Here is a 17,548-nt window from a genome sequence, read left to right on the forward strand (position 1 = left end):
CGCCATCGACGCTAATGATGCTAAGGGTGACTGATCAGCGGACGAACGTGCAGGCGAGACCCGACATTACGTAGCGTGACATCGCCGCTGGCTCCACACGTACTATGTGATCGCCGGCAAAACCCCGGTGCTGGTCCACAACACCGACGGCTGCTGGAGGGGCAGTTTTGATAACCTGCCGACCGGCAAGCAATCACATGTCAGAACTGTCGGTAGCGAAGATGAACTACGCGACCTATTCGGTCGGATGACTAATGGTGCCGAGCAGCTTCCGGCTCGCGGGCCGAAGATTCCTGAGGTTTACCGACAGGCCGACGGGACCGTAATCCAATGGCGTGGAGCCTCTCGATCAGGCGGTGCCACGATCGATATCTTCCCGCCAAACTCGAAGGGTCTGAAAGTGCATGTCGAGGAGTCGTGAATCGGTCATTCAGGAGATATTGGCCGAGGGTTTGGATGATTGGGTGCCCATTGACCGGGTCATCGGCGAGGCGCGAGACTCCGCCTCAAGCGAGGGCGTCACATTTCGCGATGCGGCCGTGGGTCTAGTCTGCGCCTTAGTCGGCGGCGGATTAATGACCCCCGGAGATATTACGGAGGACGGTTTCGGGCCATGGAAGGGAAGTAATGAGCAGTTGACGAATCAGGTGATTCGGCAGTGCGATGAAATGGGATGGGAGCCGCTTGGCGCAGGCTGCTGGTTGGCGAATACTCCTGAAGGTGACCGGGCTGCGCGGAGGGCTGCGGATTAGTTGTGGATGGCAGAGCGTAACGGCCGTCCGTCCGCAGCCTTGGTTGGCTGCTCGGGTTGCCGTCGCGGTTGCCGTCAAAGTTTCACCATCATTGTCGATGTATCGATGCCGTGCCGCCCGGCCGGCATGGCGACGGAAGCGGGACCGGTGGCGTGCCGCGTAGCGGTGCGGCGTCGATCCCCGGAGCCACCCACTCTGAGTATGATGTGAAGGGATCGTCCCGGCCTCGGGTGGATCATCCTGGCTTCTGGCTGGCGGCTCGGTGTTGGTGGGCGTGCGCGCGGGGCCGTAGGCCGTAGCGCGTGCGCGCGGCCCGGCCCTGCCGGGCCGCTCTTGATCCTGTAGAGCAGTTTGGTGATCGACGGCTTGGACGTTCCGGTCGTCGACGAGTCCTGCTACCGGGCGATGGACTGGCTGATCGACGCCGAGCCGCAGCTTGGTCGGATCGTGTTCGACAACACCGCCGACCTGCTGAACCTGGAGGTCGACCTGCTGTTCTTCGACACCACCTCCACCTACTTCGAGACCGCCGACGCCGACGCGCAGGTCGGCCGCGACGAGCGGGCGTGCCGGTCGCCGACGGCGAGGCGGCGGTGAAGGAGGCCGGGTTCCGGACCTGGGGCAAGAGCAAGGACTCCCGAGGCGACCTGCCGCAGATCGTGGTGGGCATGGCCGTCACCCGCGACGGGATCCCCGTCAGATGCTGGGCCTGGCCTGGAAACACGGCCGACAGCGCCCTGATACGGCAGGTGAAGGATGACATGCGGGACTGGTCGCTCGCGCGGGTCGTGTGGGTCGCCGACCGGGGCTTCACCTCGGCCGAGAATCGGCGCTACCTGCAGAAGGCCGGCGGGCACTACATCCTCGGGGAGAAGCTCCGCGGCGGCACGCCCGAGGCCGATGCCGCGCTGTCTCGGCAGGGACGCTACCGTCACGTCGCAGACAACCTGCAGGTCAAGGAGGTTCGGCTGCACTCGGACCTGGCCGACGACCGGTTCGTGATCTGCTTCAACCCCGAAGCCCAAGTCCGCGACGCGGCCGTGCGCGCCAAGATGGTGTCGGCGTACGAGTTTGTGTCCCCAGGTAGGTACGGATGAGCGTGGCCAGGATGTCCCGGGAGGTCAATCGGGCTGGAGCAGCGTCGGCGGGGACTACGGGGGCGGCTTGTGGCGTAGCTTGGTTCGGTGCCGTTGACCTACCCTGCTGTCGGTCTTGTTGATGAGGCTGTTCGTCTTCGTCGATGGCGGGAGGATGATCTGGACTGTGTTCGAGCCGCGGCCCAGGACCTGCGGATTGTCGAGGCGACCACGGTTCCGGGAGTGTTCTCGGTCGATGCGGGACGCGCGTTCATCGCTCGGCAGTGGAGTCGAGTCGACAGCGGTGAGGGCGTCTCGCTTGCGATTGCTGATGCGGTGACCAATCAAGCGCTCGGTTCGGTCGTGCTCATGCTTCGGCCGCAGCCGGAGGTGGCTGGCCTCGGCTACTGGCTTGTCCCGTCGGCGCGAGGGCGAGGATTCACCACTCGTGCGGTGAGGATGGCGTCGTCGTGGGCGTTGGACGTCGCGGGCATGGAGCGGGTGGAGGCGTGGGTGGAGCCGGACAACGAGGCGTCCCGGCGGGTTCTCACCGCGGCTGCCTTCGAGCAGGAAGGTGTGCTACGCAGCTTCCTGTCGTTTCCCGGCCGTCGCGCTGACGCGGTGGTCTTCTCCCGGCTCCGAGGCCCTCGTCCTCGAACAGCGTGACCGTGGCCCGGCCCGGGCTCAGGCGACGTTGGCTTGGCCGTCGATGGCGGTGAGGCGGTTCTTGAGCCGGTAGCTGGGTCCGTTGATCGCGACGACGTCGCAGTGGTGCAGGAGGCGGTCGAGAATGGCGGTGGCGAGGACTTCGTCGCCGAAGACCTGGCCCCATTCGCCGAAGCTCTTGTTCGAGGTGAGCAGCGTGGAGCCCTTCTCGTAGCGCTTCGAGATCACTTGGAAGACGAGGTTGGCCTGGGCCCGTTCGAGGGGCTGGTAGCCGACCTCGTCGATGACCAGGACATTGGGGCGCAGGTAGGTGTGCAGCTTGCGGGCTAGCCTTCCGATGTCGTCGGCGGCGGTGAGGTGACGGACCATGTCGTCGAGACTGGTGAAGTAGACGGTGAACCCGGCTCGGCAGGCGGCGACGGCTAGGGCGACGGCAATATGAGTCTTGCCGACGCCGGGAGGTCCGAGCAGGGCGACGTTGGCTTTGGTCTGCACGAACGCGAGGGTGGCCAGGTCCCGGATCTTGCGCGGGTCCAGCTCGGGTTGGAACGCGAAGTCGTACTCGTCGAGGGTCTTGTGGTGTGGCAGCTTCGACAGGCGTAACGCTGAGCGGAAGCGACGCTCGTCGCGGACGGCTTGTTCTTCTTCGAGGACCAAGTCGAGGAAGTCCAGGTAGCCCATGGCCTCCGTGTCGGCGCGGGCAGTGAGGTCCGCGAGGGTGCGGGCCAGGTGCGGCAGGCCGAGCCTGGTGGCGGTGGCCCGGATGCGGTCGGCGACGAGGTCACTCACGAGGTCGTGCCCTTCGGATAGCTGCGTGCGGTGGTGAACGGTGCGGTGCCGGCGATCTGGTCATAGATCGACAGCGGCCGGCGGTCGACGGTGACCTGGGCCGCGGCGGCCCGGTTCAGCAGCGCCTGCAACGGACCGCCGCCGGGTGCGGGCCGGCTGCGGTGGGGTGGGGTGTCGCCGGTGGTGGTCGCTCGGGTGTGTCCGTCGGGCAGACCGTCCCAGTGGTCGGGGTCGACGATGCGGGTGCCGCGTCCGACCGCCCGAGGGTGGGTGGCCAGCAGGGTCTCACCGTGCTGGTCCGGCAGGGTGGCGTGGATGGTGATGGTCGCTGCGGTCGCGCGGACCTCGACCAGCTGCCGGTGACGGACCCGCCGGGCCGGAACCGAGTAGAGGTTCGCGTCGTAGGCGACCAGGCAGTCCTTGCCGACATGCCGCAGGTGCCGGACGGCGACCACATACGGCCGCGCCGGCAACGGTCGCAGGGCGGCGTGGTCACGCATGGCGCGGACGCCGATGACCTCACCGTGGGTGCGGTGGGTTCGGGCCCGCCGCATCGGCACCCACGCGTGGAACGCGGCGTCCAGGTCGGCGAGCGACGAGAAGCCCCGCCCGGCCAGGACGTGGTCGCGGACGATGGTGACCTGCCGCTCGACCCGGCCCTTGCCGGTGGGTCGGTAGGCGGCGAGGACGTCGATATCGAAGTCGTAGTGCCCGGCGAACGCGACCGCCTCCGGGTGCAGTGGCACCGCCTGCCCGGGGGCGACGTGCCGGCGCACCACGGTTTTCGTCCGGTCGTAGACGATCGACTTGGGCACCCCGCCGAAGTGGGCGAACGCCCGCCGGTGGCACTCCCAGAACGCTGACAGGTCCTGACTGGTGGTGAAGCAGCAGAACGGGTCCCGCGAATACGACAGCACCATGTGGAACGAGTAGACCTTGGCGATCCCGACGTGGGCCAGGATTCCGCCTTCGTCGCCCCAGTCGACCTGCGCCTGCGCACCGGGCACCACCTCGAACCGGCGGTGCAACCCGGCCAGTTCGTCCGGGCCGATGCCCAACTCCGCCGCGATCCGCGGCCGGGCTTCCTGCAGATAGAGCTTCACCCGCTGGTAGTTGCCGGTGAACCCGTACTGCTCGACCAGCCGCTCGTGAATGACGGTGCCCTTGAGCAGCAACTCCGCCCGCAGCCACGCGTCGATCACATGCGCGAACGGGCTCAACACCGACGCCCGGGCATCCCGACGCGGTGACCGCTGCGGCGGCGCCGGCGCAGCGTCGCCCGCCAGGTACTTCCGCACCGTCTTGCGATCCAGACCGGCGCTGTTGCGTTGAGCGATCGGGTGTCGTGGTGTCACGGGGCCAGGTGATCAGGCACAGTTGATCGGTGAGGTCGTCAGCCCGGTCGCGTTCGTGGTCTGCGCCTTCGTCGGCGTTCTCGGGGTTCCGGTTTCCGCCGGAGGTGATCGTGGTGGCGGTGCGCTGGTACCTGCGCTACAACCTGTCCTACCGCGACGTCGAGGAGCTGCTCGCCGAACGCGGCATCGAGGTCGATCACGTCACGGTCTACCGGTGGGTGCAGCGGTTCACCCCGCTGCTGGCCGACGCGGCCCGGTTTACCCGCCACGCTCCGGGTGACCGCTGGTTCGTCGACGAGACGTATGTCAAGGTCAGCGGCGTCTGGCGGTACGTGTACCGGGCCATCGATCAGCACGGGCAGGTCATCGACGTGCTGGTATCCGCCCGCCGTGACGCTGCCGCGGTCCGCAGGTTCTTCACCCGGGCACTGAAGGTGTTGAAGACGGTGCCGGTCGAGGTGGTGACCGACGCCGCCGCCGTCTACCCGGCCGTGCTCGCCGACCTGATCCCGGCAGCCTGGCATCACGTCGAGCGATATGCGAACAACCCGGTCGAAGCCGATCACAGCCGACTCAAACACCGACTCCGGCCGATGCGCGGCTTACGGACCGACCGGACCGCCCAGACCGTGATCGCCGGACACGCCTTCGTCCAGAATCTTCGCCGCGGACACTATGAGATCGCCACCGACACCCCAGCCCGGCAACGCCCGGCCGCCGCGTTCAACGAGCTCGCCCAGGCGATCTGACTCCCACCGCTCTACCCAGGCGGAACGCGTCTCCCGATCGGACAACGCAACAGCGCCCTCGTCGTAGCCCGCCCGCTCGCTCTTGGGCAGTAGATCCTCGAGGTACGCGCGAACGGTGCTCGCCGCCCGCACCATGACCTCATCGGTCGTTCCGTCCGGCATGACCCTCCCTCATGGACGTGACCGGTGTGTGCCGGCACCCCCAGCGTTCCCTCTCGCCCTCAGCCGGAGCAATGCCCCGACAAGACTGCTTTCCTCGGGCGATCGGCCGCCGCGCCGAATCGGTGCCGCGGATAGCGATAGGCGGGCTAGTATTCCGCCGCAGCCGGGATCTCGACGTCCGGAATCGTCGCCGTCAGCAGACTGCGACGCGCTCGTACAGCTGCCCAAACGAGCCGCCGTCGATCGACCAGGCGTCGGGCCCGTACGGTTAGCGAATGCCCGAGACCGGCCCTCACCGTGAGTTGGTCAAGAACCGCTGGCTGCTGTCCCTCGCCGTCGTTGTGACCGTGGGAGCGACGGCCTGGGCCTGGCAGCTCGCCGCGACCGGTTTCAGCCCCAGTCCCCGGCTGACCAACCGTGGCATGATCGCCGTTGCGCTCGACGCGAGCCAGAAGGAGGTAACTGCTCCGGTACAGGTTGACGTCGCCTACAACCCTGGAACCGGCAAGGCGGGCACGACCTCTCTGTCGCTGGTGCTGCAGCATGGATTCGGCGTCGTACCCGAGGCGGCGCCGCCGACCGCTGTCATTGTGCTCTTTTGTGGGGAGTTGGCCACGGGCATCGACATGGTCAACAGATTTGACCAGCCGGTGAAGTGGAAACCCGTGCGGCCAGCGTCCGATAGCGGCGACTATTGGTCCATGCTCGGCGGATCGATGTCCCGGTGCGTGTACACGCGTGTTTCGCTGGACAGCGGCGATGTGGGCCTGCGGCAGGAAATTTTTTCCGGTGTCAGCCGGATTACGTGCGTGCGCGCCTCGGGCCCTCGGCTGCTCTACGTCCTGCCAGGACTGACGACCCTACCCATCGCATCCGCCGGAGATATCGCATTCCGTCCGTTGCCGCCGGGATCCAAGGCGACCATCGATCTTCACAATCAACCCGGCGACTTCGATGCGCAGACTGCCAGTCCGCAGCTGCCGGACTCCGGCGTCCTTCGCTGGACCAGGGACCTCGCGCCAGCCGGCGCGGGACCGCTCAGCTACCGCCTACAGGGCGAACTGCTCGACACGGCGGCTATACAACAGCGCGACCTGTTCATGGCCGGCGCGTTGGCCGGTGTCGCCGGCGGCGGCATCATGCTCGTGCTAGAGGCTGCCGTTCAGCTGCTGCTGATCGGCAACCGCAAGCCCGCGGCAAGTCCGCAAGCCGTGGCCCCACCGCCTCAATCGCAGGATCGCACTGCGGCGCCTGTCCTCATCACGCCACCAGCGGCCGCGCCGCCCCCTCGCCTCCGCGATCGATCTGTGCCCGTCGCGGTGGCCGCCGCAGTCGGGGCCACCGCCGCCCTGATCCTGCTCCGCCGTAGGAGGAACCGGCGGTGGTTCTAGTAGTGCTTTGTTAGGTTCGGTGGCGTTTGTTGCGGTGTAAGGGTTTCACGGGTTGGTGGCAGGTGAGGCAGGTGCCGGTCTAGGTCCTGAGGAGCCTCTGCAGCTCGCGGATGACCGTGTAGAGGGTCAGGCCGGCGCAGCCGCTTTTGGGTCCAGGCGCAGTTCGGTGATGAACAGGTGTGCGGCGGTGGCCAGGGTGACGTGGCGGTGCCAGCCGATGAAGGAGCGGCCTTCGAAGTGGTAGCCCCATCACAAAACACCAGGTCAAGCCGACCACATCACGAAGGCAGTCACAGAAAGTGACGACACCGGGATGACACCCACGCGACACCCACTGTCCAGGTGGAACGATTGACAAGAGATGCCGGAAGGCGTTTCCGCAAGCCAGGCCTTCTTTGATCTTGGTCGCCCGAAGGGACTCGAACCCCTAGCTTCTGATCCGCAGGCCGGGCCGGCCGCTCCCGCAACATCGACGAGGTCACCGCCGAACTCCACGCCATCCTGCGCCGGCCCCAACTGCGTCAGGATCCGCTCGTCGAGCACGCGATGGGCGTCGAAGCACTGCGGATGCTGGCCACGCTCACCACGGAGTGTGCGAGCATCGACCACCTGTCGGCGGCCGTCGAGACAGCGTTCCAGCAGCATCCGGACTACGAGATCATCTCCAGCTTCCCCGGCATCGCAGCCCAGGCCGGCGCACGGCTGCTGGGCGAGATCGGCGATGATCGTGCCCGCTTCGCTGACGCGCGATCGTTGAAGGCCTTCGCCGGGGCGGCACCTGTAACGCGTGCTTCCGGCCGCAGTCTGGTCGTCTCCCAACGCCGGATCAAGAACGATCGACTCGCCGCTGTCGGCTTCACCTGGGGGTTGTCAGCGCTCAACCTGTCGCCCGGCGCGCGAGCCCACTACGACCGGCGCCGAATCACCGGCGACGGCCACGCCGCCGCCTTCCGCCACCTGTTCAACCGCTTCCTCGGCTGCCTTCACCACTGCCTGAAGACACGGGAGCAGTACCGAGAAGCGACGGCCTTCCCGATTTCGGCCGAAGCCCCCACCGCAGCTTGGCAGTTACGCCCATCGGATGTCTTGTCGGCGAAGGTCATCACGTCCGCGCTGGTCAGCGCGTCGATGATGCCGTGGGTGCGGGCGGCGGTGAGGTCGTGGGTCGAGCCCGGCAGCGCCGGTAAGGCCCACACGAGCCGGCCGGCCGGGTCGGCGATGACCTGCACGTTCACCCCGTGGCGCTTGTGTTTGCCGGAGTAGTGGGGCTTCTGGTCCGCCACTCGGTCGATCGGGATCAGGGTGCCGTCCAGGATCGCGTACGCCAGGCGGCGGATGCGGTCCATCGCGGCCGCGAGGTCCTCAGCCGCTGCGGCGAGCAGCACGATTGCTTCCTGCGCGTAGCGCCAGGCGGTGGCGACACCGACGGCGAATCCGGCCGCGAGGCGGGTGTAGGTGTCACAGTTGCGCAGGTGGGCCAGGGCGAGTAGCGCTTGCCGGCCAGGGTCGAGGCGCCGCCACCGGGATCGATGCTGGCGGCGGTGCTGGCGGATGCGGTCGGCAAGGTGTTCAGGGTGCGGCTGGACAGCGGGATCGTGGAGGGGTAAGACAGCACAGGCGAGGCTCCCGGTCGGGGCATTAGATCTTGGTCGACTGCTGTCTTACTTGGAGCCTCGCCCTCATCGATCTCCGGGCCCGCCACGCCCCCTCCGAGCTGCAACGCCAGCTTGGAAAGGCTCTGTCTTGCCGGAAGCCTCGTCCTACGCCGCTCCCGCTGTACCGGCCACCCGTGACCAGCACCGTTACGAGAAAATGGCTCGTTGTTCGCAGCGTGGTCCTTCCCCTACACTTCGAGACCTGATCCGCCGATGTGGAAGCGACAGATGGTCAGCGCATGCAACGTCAGCCGGTAGATCGATGGAAGATCTACAGCGCCTTCAACCAAGCCATTGCGGAGGTGTTCTTCACCGAGGACGCGGCGGGTCTCCCGGTCTACTTGGATTTCGACGAGGACACCCTCGTTCGCATCGGCCATCGGCTGAAGTTGTCCACCGATAAGGCTGGGGAACTGCTGACACGCTCGGCTATCGGGGTGTTGTCGCTGCAAACGCGTTACGGCAACATCTTCGACCTGCCGCTTCAGCACACGAGGCAGTGGCTACGCAGGTGGCAACAGACCCCGCGCGACGAACGGATGGACCTCCCAGCACCGCCCGTACTGACGTTGCTCGCCGTCTTCAGCATGGCCGCCGAACGCATGGGCAGCGATGCCACCATGGCGGCGAGCAACTATTTCGGTCCGCTCTCCCTGCTACTGCGTCTGCACGATCCGCAGCAGAAGGAGCGCCTGGCCATCCAGTACCGGCAGCACGTCGAGTTGTTCTGGAACGTGCTCGGGCTCTGGCTGACCGGCCTGGACGGCATGTACGGGATGCCCTCGGCGGTCGCTTTGTCGCACCGCTATGTCAGCTTGTCAATGTCGCAGGCGCTGGTTCGCGAGCACGACCGAGGCAAGCTGCCCCGGTTCTTCGCCGTGTACGGGCTGGACCCGGGCCGGGAGGTCACGCCACGCGAGATCGAGCCGTATCTCGACGACTGGATCACGCGCACACCGCCACCGGTTAGCCGTAACCTGGCCACCCTCTGGGCCCGGCAGCCTGCTGCGCGGGAGCGGATCGCCAGCGTCGTCGCGCTCGAGTTGCAGACCTGGGACGGCAGTGATCGGGACGGCACACCTCGATGGCAGGCGGCTGGTGCACGCGGCGAGGCTCGGCTCGTCGCTCTGATCCGGTCGAACCTGTTTGGCCGTAAGGTCGAGTTCAGCCTGGTAGTCAAACTGCCCGGCCACGACGAGCCGCGTCGCCTGCAGATCGTCAGCGCGCTAGGCGATCAGAAGCCGGTCCTCGACTTCATCCCCGGCATCAACGGCTGGCACCGTCTACACCGTCCAGCTGATTTGGCTCACACCTCCATTCTCGACGGCGTCGTGCAGCTGGATGACACCGACGGTGAAGCTCGTGCCATACGCCGTCCTCGCCGGGTGCTGCCGATGTGCAAGGACGAGGCGCTCGGGCTGTTTCTCGAAGTCGAGCGGTTGCAGCTCGCCGAGGACGGGATCGTCTTTGCGTTCGACGGGCTGGCCGACGAAGTCGATAGCGTGCTCGCTCAGGTCGCCCGACCCGGCTACCGGCGAGTCCCTGAAGGCCAGGAAGGAGTGCCTTCTAACTGGACGATGTTCGCCGACGTTCAGGTACTGGGGCTGCTACCGCCCGAAGCCCGCGCCAAGTTGCGTGACGACCTCAACGTGCTGCAGCCTTCAGTCTCATCGCAACTTACCCTCGCCGGAGGGATGAAGCTGCCCGGCCGGATGCGCAAGTACGCCATCCAGGCACCTCCAGAGCTGCGAGCCGTGGCCGTTGCCGCAGAGCACATCAAGCTAGAAATTCTCCGCAAGGACAGCGGGGCGTTCGAAGCCCTCGGCGATGCCACGCCGGTTGCCCTCGACCGAGTGATCGCCGCCCGCGAGTCGGATGGTTCCGCCCTCATGTTCCCACTCTCCGACGAGGACCTCGCTGAGGGTGACTATGAGGCTCTACTCTTCGTCAATCGGATGAAGGACGCTACCCACCGATTGCCCTTCTACCTACGCTCCGGCGACTACGTCGACCTAGCTCTATGGGCGCGCGCAACCCGGCTCGCCTACTTGCCCGGGGCTCAGCGCGGGCGGGGCGTGCTCAGCGCGGATGAGTACTTCGAGGAGTCGGCGGCGGTCGTCGACGGCGTTTTCGTCATCGGTGGGGAGGCCCGTGCGCCACGCCAGCCGGCACCGCAGGCCGCCTGGTGGAAGGAGTTGCGCCCGCCGGCCGGTACAGCCCTGCCTGCTACGACGCTGGCTGCACCCGACCCGAACTCGTGCCTGTTCACCCGGGCGCATCACTGGGACTTGCCGTACGCCGGTGACAAGGTGCGGGCCGTCGAGGGCACCTGCCGTCGCTGCGGCCTGGTGAAGCGTTTCCCGAACACTCCATGGGGGGCCGAGGCTCGAAAGAAGGCGCGCGACCGGATTGAATCCCGATACCAGGTAAATGTGCACCAAGTTGCCCCCGTGCAGGCAGGCAGGCTGACCTGGGACATCGGCCTGGACGCCCTGATGCATGTCGGCGGCGGCGGGTACGCCTTGTTCGAGCGCATCGCCTTGCAGATCGAGGGCTCATTACTGTTCGTTCACGTCTTCGCCCGTGCGCTCGAATCCCTCGGCCACGTGCAGATCCGTCGGGACCCTCGGAGCCTCGAGCCGCTCGACTGGGAAATTGCTCCGTCCACGCTGGCTGAGCTCGTTGATGGCTCGTACCTTCTGGTTGGTTACTGGCCTGCCGGGTACGTGAAGATGGTCGAGGACTGGATCACTGGCACGTCGGGTCGCCTGAGCGTAGAACCCGACCCAGAAGGACCGAGCCGGCGTACGCTGCGCGGCCTGACCACCGAACAGGTTCATGAGCTGGCGGCCGAGCTTGGGGTCAGCGTCGCGATCCGACCGGCGGCGGCGATTCTCGGCGCGGTGCCCGGGATCAGTGAGGTGCTGGCCGCGCTGCCTCGGGTTAGCATGCCGGGGGCGCGTAGCGTTCAGCAGTTTCACCTCGGCTCTGCCGCCTGGGTGACGCAGTCCCAGCCGGACGAGCCAGGTGCATACGCGTTGGAGTCCTTTGGCAGGACATACGTGTTCCGCGACGCTGAGGACGTGTCCGCCGGCACCGCGCGCCTCGGTGCTGCGAACCTGGTCAAGCATCTCGCCGCCCTGCAGGCCGGCCGCCCGCTGCTGGCCTACCGTGCGGAGGAGCGCGCCCTTGACGTGCCCCTTGGTGCCGAGTTGCCCGGGCTGTACGGCCGCGCCGCAGTGATCTGTTTCGGCCGCCCGCCTAGCAGATTCGACGACGCCTTACGGGTGCTGCGGTATCACGACGTGCCTGCCGAAATCGCCGAGATGTTGACCGCTCGTCTCACCAGCTGATCCACAAACCGCACCGAGATGAGGACTGAATATGCCGCAGAACGGCACCGCCACGCCAAGGCCGCGCTTCCCGGTGCCGACGCAGGTCTACCGAGAGCTGCAGGATGCATACCTGCGATACTTCGACACGGCCTACTGGCTGCGCGACAAGCCGCTGCGCGACGAGCGCCGGCAACTGCTGGAGACGCCCGGGCTGCTGTTCACCGACGTGCTGCTCGAACCCGTAGTCCCTTACGACGCCGACTACCCGCTGGCCGAGGCAGCGCAGCGAGGCGGCTTGGACCCGGTCGCGGCGCGTATCGTCGGCGAGGCGCTGTTCGGTGATTTCGTCAAGCCGGGACAGCAGATACTGCTGCGCCGCCACCAGGCCGAGGCGCTCATCCGTTCACTGAACGACGCTGATGACGAGCCTCGCAACGTTGTCGTCACCTCTGGCACGGGCTCTGGCAAGACCGAGTCCTTCCTGCTGCCCGTGCTGGCACGGCTGGTTCAGGAGGCCCTCACTTGGGCTAGACAGCCTGAGGCGGACCGCTGGTGGGAAGCTGGCGGCAGCGCTCTCGATTGGCGGCCGCTGCGTGCCCCGGAGACCCGGCCGGCGGCGCTGCGCACCGTCGTGCTCTACCCCACCAACGCGCTGGTCGAGGACCAAGTTTCCCGGCTGCGCCGCGCGCTGCGCCGGATTGCGAAGACCGGTGAGGTGCCGCCGCTGTGGTTCGGCCGCTACACGGGTGCTACCCCCGGATCGGGCGACCTGCCCGGACCTAAAGATAAGGATAAGGTGCGCGAGACTGCTGCCGAGATCAACAGCACCGCCCAAGACTTCCTGCAGCTGGCTAACGCGTACGAGAAGGATCCGGACCGCCGCGCCGTGGAGCAGATGCTCGCCCAATTCGCCGATCCTCGGCACCTGGAGATGATGACCCGCTGGGACATGGTCGAGTCGCCGCCGGACCTGATGGTCACCAACTACTCCATGCTCAACGCAATGCTGATGCGCGACATTGAACAACCGATGTTCGATGCCACCGCAGACTGGCTCGCTGCTAACGAAAACAACAACTTCACCATCGTCATCGATGAGATGCACCTATACCGCGGCACTCAGGGCAGCGAGGTCGCGATGGTGGTCCGGAATCTGCTGTCCCGACTCGGCCTTGATTCGGATTCTCGGCAGCTGCGCTGCCTGGCCACCAGCGCATCGCTCACTGATGACGACAATAGCGGCGCCTATCTGGAGGAGTTCTTCGGCGTCGACCGGCGCAGCTTCTTTGTCACCGCCGGCACCCCTCGAACGATCCCCGAACGCGAACCTCTATCACGCGCCGTTTTCGAGACGTACGCCAAGAGCCTGCCCGCCGACGGAGCCGACCGCGCGGCCGCGCTCAGCGCCTTAGCAGCCGAGTACCGGCTCTCCGAAGCCGTCTCCGCCGCTTGCCGCGCCGGCGCTGACGCGCCGATGCGCGCTAGCCGGCTGTCCGACATCGAGCGGCGCCTCTTCGACGAGCCGCCGGTCACTGCCGACGGCGTCACGAGCGAGGCATTCGACCTCGTGCTGGAAGCAGGAGCGGAAGCTTGGAGTGACCCAGCCACGATACCGCTGCGCGCTCACATGTTCGTGCGCCCGGCAAGCGGACTGTGGGCCTGCGCCAACCGGGCCTGCAGTGATGTGCAGGTGGAGCACGCGTACGCGGATCGGAAGATTGGCCGGCTGTACAGCCGGCCCGCCACAACGTGCCCCTGCGGCGGGCGGGTTCTCGAGCTGCTGTATTGCTTCGACTGCGGCGAGGTCAGCCTCGGCGGCTACGTCATCGACCGCGTCCCCGACAGCAACCCGCCAATGATGGCCCTCGGTTCGCTGGCCGACAAGATCCCCTCTGACCAGACCCGCCCGGTCAACCGCAGATCACACGGCGAGTACATCTGGTACTGGCCGGAGCCTAAGGTGCCAGCCGCGGGCAGGCCGTGGAACCATAAGCTTGAGGGCCCTGGAACCAAGGGACGCCAGATCACCTTCTCGTTCGCCCAGGCGCAGCTCGACCCGACTTCCGGGCTGATCGTCGAAAATGCCCAGAACCCTACCGGGTACGTTCTACGAGTCAGCCCGACGGGAGATAATGGGGCTAAGGCACCCGCGCTGCCAGAGAAGTGTCCGCGCTGCGGTGCCCAGAACATCAATAGCGACCTGCAGAAGTTCTGGCGCGGTATCGTGCGGTCGCCGATCCGGGCCCACCGTGCTGGGCAGTCACAGTCGATCCAGCTCTATCTCGCTCAGCTGTTCCGCAGCATGGGCACGACCGCCGCCGAATCGCGCACCATTCTGTTCACCGACAGCCGTGATGACGCAGCCCGCACCGCCGCCGGCGTAGCCAAGAACCATCACCGTGACCTCGTGCGCCAGCTCATCCGGCACGAGCTGGCGCAGCCCGAGGTCGACGGGGTAGATGCCGTACTGGCGATGCTCACCGGAGCCTCAACGCCCGAGGATCAGGCGGCGTTTACCGCCATGAAAAGCGGACATCCTGAGCTGTTCCAGGCGCTCATGATGAAGGTAGCGCTGGGCACCGCCCCACCTGGGTTGGAAGCGCTGATTGCGGCGTACCGGGCAAGCCGCAAGACGGCTCAGCTGCAGTGGTCGGTCGCGGCCACTCGGCTCGAGAAGGCCATGCTGCAGCGCGGCATCCATCCCGCCGGCCCCGGCGCGTCGATGCAAAAGTGGCATGGGGAACCCTGGTATCGGGTGTACGAGCCGCCGCAGCCGGGCCTCTGGACGCCACTCCACCCCGAAAATCAAATGAAGGGCTACGAGCGCTACCGCCGCGAGTTGGCCACGACAATGGCGGAGGCAATTTTCGACCGCGCTGCCCGCGACCTGGAATCCACGGGCTTGGTGGTGGTTGACCCCCGCAACCCGCGGCTGGACGATGCTGGCGTCCCCGAGGATGTCGCACTGCAGATCCTCCGTTCGGTAATTAGGATTCTCGGCATTCAAGGGCGCTACGCTGGCAGCAGGTATTTCTCGCCCGCCTTCGAGGTGCCGGGCTCCGTGAAGCGCTACCTGAAAGCGGTCTCCGAACGGCATGGCCTGGCCGGCTCGGGTCTCCTGGATACCTGGGTGGCACGTGAGATTGGTACGCGGGTGGCACCGGAGTGGGGACTACGCGTCGACAGTCTGGAAGCGCCATTCCTGTTAACCAGGGCGGGTGCCGAAGTGTGGGTCTGTCGCCGGTGCAGCTACCGGCATCTGCACGCCTCTGCTGGGGTATGCGCTGCCCGCAGCTGCCACCACCCAGATCTGGAACGGCGCGAGACTGTCGACCAGGAGAAGGACTACTACGCATGGCTCAGCGAACTGGAGCCGCGCCGGATAGCCGTTGCCGAGTTGACAGGGCAGACCAAGCCCTTGGCGGTTCAGCGGCAACGCCAACGCTGGTTTAAGGAGGCATTGCTCAAGGAGCCGCTCGAGAACCAGCTGACGACGCCGCTCGACGTGCTCAGCGTCACCACCACAATGGAGGTCGGCGTCGATATCGGTTCACTGCGCTCGACAGTCATGGCTAACGTGCCGCCGCAGCGGTTCAATTACCAGCAGCGCGTCGGCCGGGCCGGGCGTCAGGGACAGCCGTACTCATACGCCCTCACTGTCGCCCGTTCCCGCACCCACGACGACTACTACTTCAACGCCACTGAGAGGATGACTGGCGACGTTCCGCCGCAGCCGTTTCTTGACCTGCAACGTACCCGGATCGCCCGCCGCGTGGTAGCGGCTGAGCTGCTGCGCCGGGCCTTCGCAGTGTGCCTGCCCAAGCCGGTGCGCACCCGCGAGAGTATTCACGGCATCTTTGGCGTCCGCGACCAATGGGTCACTTCCTACCGGTCGCAGGTCAAGTTGTGGCTCGCCCAAGCGCCTGAGGTGCCGGACGTCATCGTCGCGCTGACCGTGCGCACCGGCATGACCGCGACAGAAGTCGCGGAGTTGGAACGCTGGGCCCGCCACGACCTCGTGACCTACATCGACGCCGCTCTCGACAACCCGTTTTATCAGCAGAACGAACTTAGCGAATTACTAGCCAACGCTGGCGTCCTACCGATGTTCGGTTTCCCCACCCGCGTCCGCAACCTCTACAAGGACTACCCGAGGGATAAGCGCGACCTCAGCGACTTGGTCGTGTCCGACAGGTCCTTGGACATGGCGGTGGCCAGCTTCGTGCCCGGCGCGGAGGTCGTACGCGACGGCGAGATCCACACAGCCGTGGGCTTCGCCGCCTACGAGGTTAAGGGGCGGCGAGTGCTGCCCATCGACCCGCTGGGCAAGCCCATCGACATCACCAAGTGCCAGAATTGCGGCCGGACGTCGGTCGGGGTGGACACCGGGCAATGCCAGGCCTGCCAGGAAGAACTCACCACGTTCGTGATGTTCCAGCCGCTCGGGTTTCGCACCGACTACCGCGCCCGGGACTACGACGTTGATGGCGAGACGGTGGCCGTCATGGGCTTCCCGGAGTTGGCCGTCGCTTCCAACCCCCACCGTTCGGAGACGATCAAGGGTCTGCGCGTCGACGTGTACGAGCTGGCCGACATTTTGCGCGTTAATGATAACCTGGGCCGGCTGTTCGCAATGGAGGAGGCGGCCGGCCGGTCAATCGTCGTCAATGACAGCTCGTTGTACGGCAACGACGTCAGACTGCCCAACACTTTGGGACACCGTATCGACGCCGCGATCGGCGAGGTCCGCAAGACTGATGTGCTGGTTGTGACCGCCGACCACTTGGACGTCCCCGGCAGCGTCGTGCCTACCGACCCGGCCGTGCTGCCCGCCGGTCTGCCGGCGATGTGGTCGTTCGCCGAGGTGCTGCGCCGCGGCGTGCAGGCCGAGCTGGACATCGACCCGAACGAGCTGTCTGCGGGCCTGCACTCCGCCCGGATCGCCAACGTCCAAGTGCACCGTGTGTTTCTTGCCGACGCTCTCGAGAACGGAGCCGGGTACGCAACCCTGCTCGGCGACCCCCAATTCCTCGCCAGGGTGCTGGAAGGCGCTCTCGACGACCTAGGCGCAATGTGGCAGTCCGGGCACCACGCTATGGAGTGCACCGCGTCGTGCCCGGATTGCCTGCGCTCCTTCGACAACCAGCGCATCCACGGCGCACTCGACTGGCGACTGGCCCTGGACGTGGCCGAGCTGGGGCTGGGCCGGCCGGTCAGCTGGGAGCGCTGGATGAGCCGCACCGGGCCGCTGGTCGCCGGGTTCATGAGCTCCTTCGCGTCCGTGGGCATCCAGCACTACGAGGTCGAGGGGATCGCAGTGCTCGCCCACTCGGGCAACCGCAGGGCGGTCATCCTGCGGCACCCACTCTGGCGTCCTGAGCCGGAGCTGCGTACGCCGCGTCATGAACGCGCGGCAAGCTGGGTCATCGATGAACTCGGCTACCAGATCGAGCGGGGCGACCTGTTTGAACTGGACCGCAACCCGATACGGATCGCCCAGCGCCTGCTGATGAACTGACCAGACCGCACACGAGGGGAGGATCCGAGACCGTTATTACCAGATGATGCTGCGTCATGCCGCTACGCGGGGCCACCCCCGCCGGATGTGCGCAAGGAGG

9 protein-coding genes and 2 pseudogenes are annotated in these 17,548 nt (G+C 66.5%); 8 read left to right on the forward strand and 3 right to left on the reverse strand.

What is annotated here, in order from left to right; translation table 11 throughout:
* The first annotated feature begins 1,106 nt into the window (after nt 1-1,106).
* From AB0K25_RS00495 to AB0K25_RS00505, 3 genes are all read left to right on the forward strand, one after another.
* Nucleotides 1,107-1,349 (forward strand): hypothetical protein, encoded by a 243-nt coding sequence (locus AB0K25_RS00495; protein WP_363817386.1) that lies wholly within the window; start codon nt 1,107-1,109, stop codon nt 1,347-1,349.
* Nucleotides 1,319-1,849, forward strand: coding sequence for a transposase (locus AB0K25_RS00500; protein ID WP_363817389.1), 531 nt, complete (start codon nt 1,319-1,321; stop codon nt 1,847-1,849). Before AB0K25_RS00495 ends, AB0K25_RS00500 begins: the two co-directional genes overlap by 31 nt.
* A gap of 87 nt (nt 1,850-1,936) precedes the next feature.
* The gene (locus AB0K25_RS00505; RefSeq protein WP_363817392.1) at nt 1,937-2,494 is read left to right on the forward strand and encodes a GNAT family protein; all 558 of its coding nucleotides are present in this window, start codon (nt 1,937-1,939) and stop codon (nt 2,492-2,494) included.
* 18 nt (nt 2,495-2,512) lie between these two features.
* Here the strand turns inward: AB0K25_RS00505 and istB are convergent, their stop codons facing one another.
* On the reverse strand, nt 2,513-3,283 hold the full coding sequence (istB, locus tag AB0K25_RS00510; protein ID WP_363817395.1) for an IS21-like element helper ATPase IstB: 771 nt from the start codon (nt 3,281-3,283) through the stop codon (nt 2,513-2,515).
* On the reverse strand, nt 3,280-4,638 hold the full coding sequence (gene istA / locus AB0K25_RS00515; RefSeq protein WP_363817398.1) for an IS21 family transposase: 1,359 nt from the start codon (nt 4,636-4,638) through the stop codon (nt 3,280-3,282). The genes istB and istA overlap by 4 nt, the downstream gene beginning before the upstream one ends.
* A 29-nt stretch (nt 4,639-4,667) precedes the next feature.
* Here istA and AB0K25_RS00520 point away from each other — a divergent pair, with 29 nt between their 5' ends.
* The 3 genes and pseudogenes from AB0K25_RS00520 to AB0K25_RS00530 all read left to right on the forward strand — a co-directional run.
* Complete coding sequence (locus AB0K25_RS00520; protein WP_363817401.1) at nt 4,668-5,387, forward strand: IS6 family transposase; 720 nt, start codon at nt 4,668-4,670, stop codon at nt 5,385-5,387.
* A 437-nt stretch (nt 5,388-5,824) separates the two neighbouring features.
* On the forward strand, nt 5,825-6,940 hold the full coding sequence (locus AB0K25_RS00525) for a hypothetical protein (RefSeq protein ID WP_363817403.1): 1,116 nt from the start codon (nt 5,825-5,827) through the stop codon (nt 6,938-6,940).
* A 567-nt stretch (nt 6,941-7,507) separates the two neighbouring features.
* Nucleotides 7,508-7,837, forward strand: a pseudogene (locus AB0K25_RS00530) (transposase); the annotation flags it as partial.
* Nucleotides 7,838-8,025: 188 nt separating this feature from the next.
* Here the strand turns inward: AB0K25_RS00530 and AB0K25_RS00535 are convergent.
* Nucleotides 8,026-8,555 (reverse strand): annotated as a pseudogene (locus AB0K25_RS00535) (transposase family protein); the annotation flags it as partial.
* 279 nt (nt 8,556-8,834) lie between these two features.
* On the opposite strand from AB0K25_RS00535, the gene AB0K25_RS00540 reads away from it, so the two are divergent.
* Both AB0K25_RS00540 and AB0K25_RS00545 read left to right on the forward strand, forming a co-directional pair.
* Nucleotides 8,835-11,948 (forward strand): hypothetical protein, encoded by a 3,114-nt coding sequence (locus AB0K25_RS00540; protein ID WP_363817406.1) that lies wholly within the window; start codon nt 8,835-8,837, stop codon nt 11,946-11,948.
* A 31-nt stretch (nt 11,949-11,979) separates the two neighbouring features.
* Nucleotides 11,980-17,448 carry a DEAD/DEAH box helicase gene (locus tag AB0K25_RS00545; RefSeq protein WP_363817408.1) on the forward strand — a complete coding sequence of 1,823 codons (5,469 nt, stop codon included), beginning with the start codon at nt 11,980-11,982 and terminating at the stop codon, nt 17,446-17,448.
* The last annotated feature ends 100 nt before the right edge of the window (nt 17,449-17,548 follow it).

Source organism: Micromonospora sp. NPDC049257, from assembly GCF_040678915.1.
Taxonomy (GTDB): Bacteria; Actinomycetota; Actinomycetes; order Mycobacteriales; family Micromonosporaceae; genus Micromonospora; species Micromonospora antibiotica.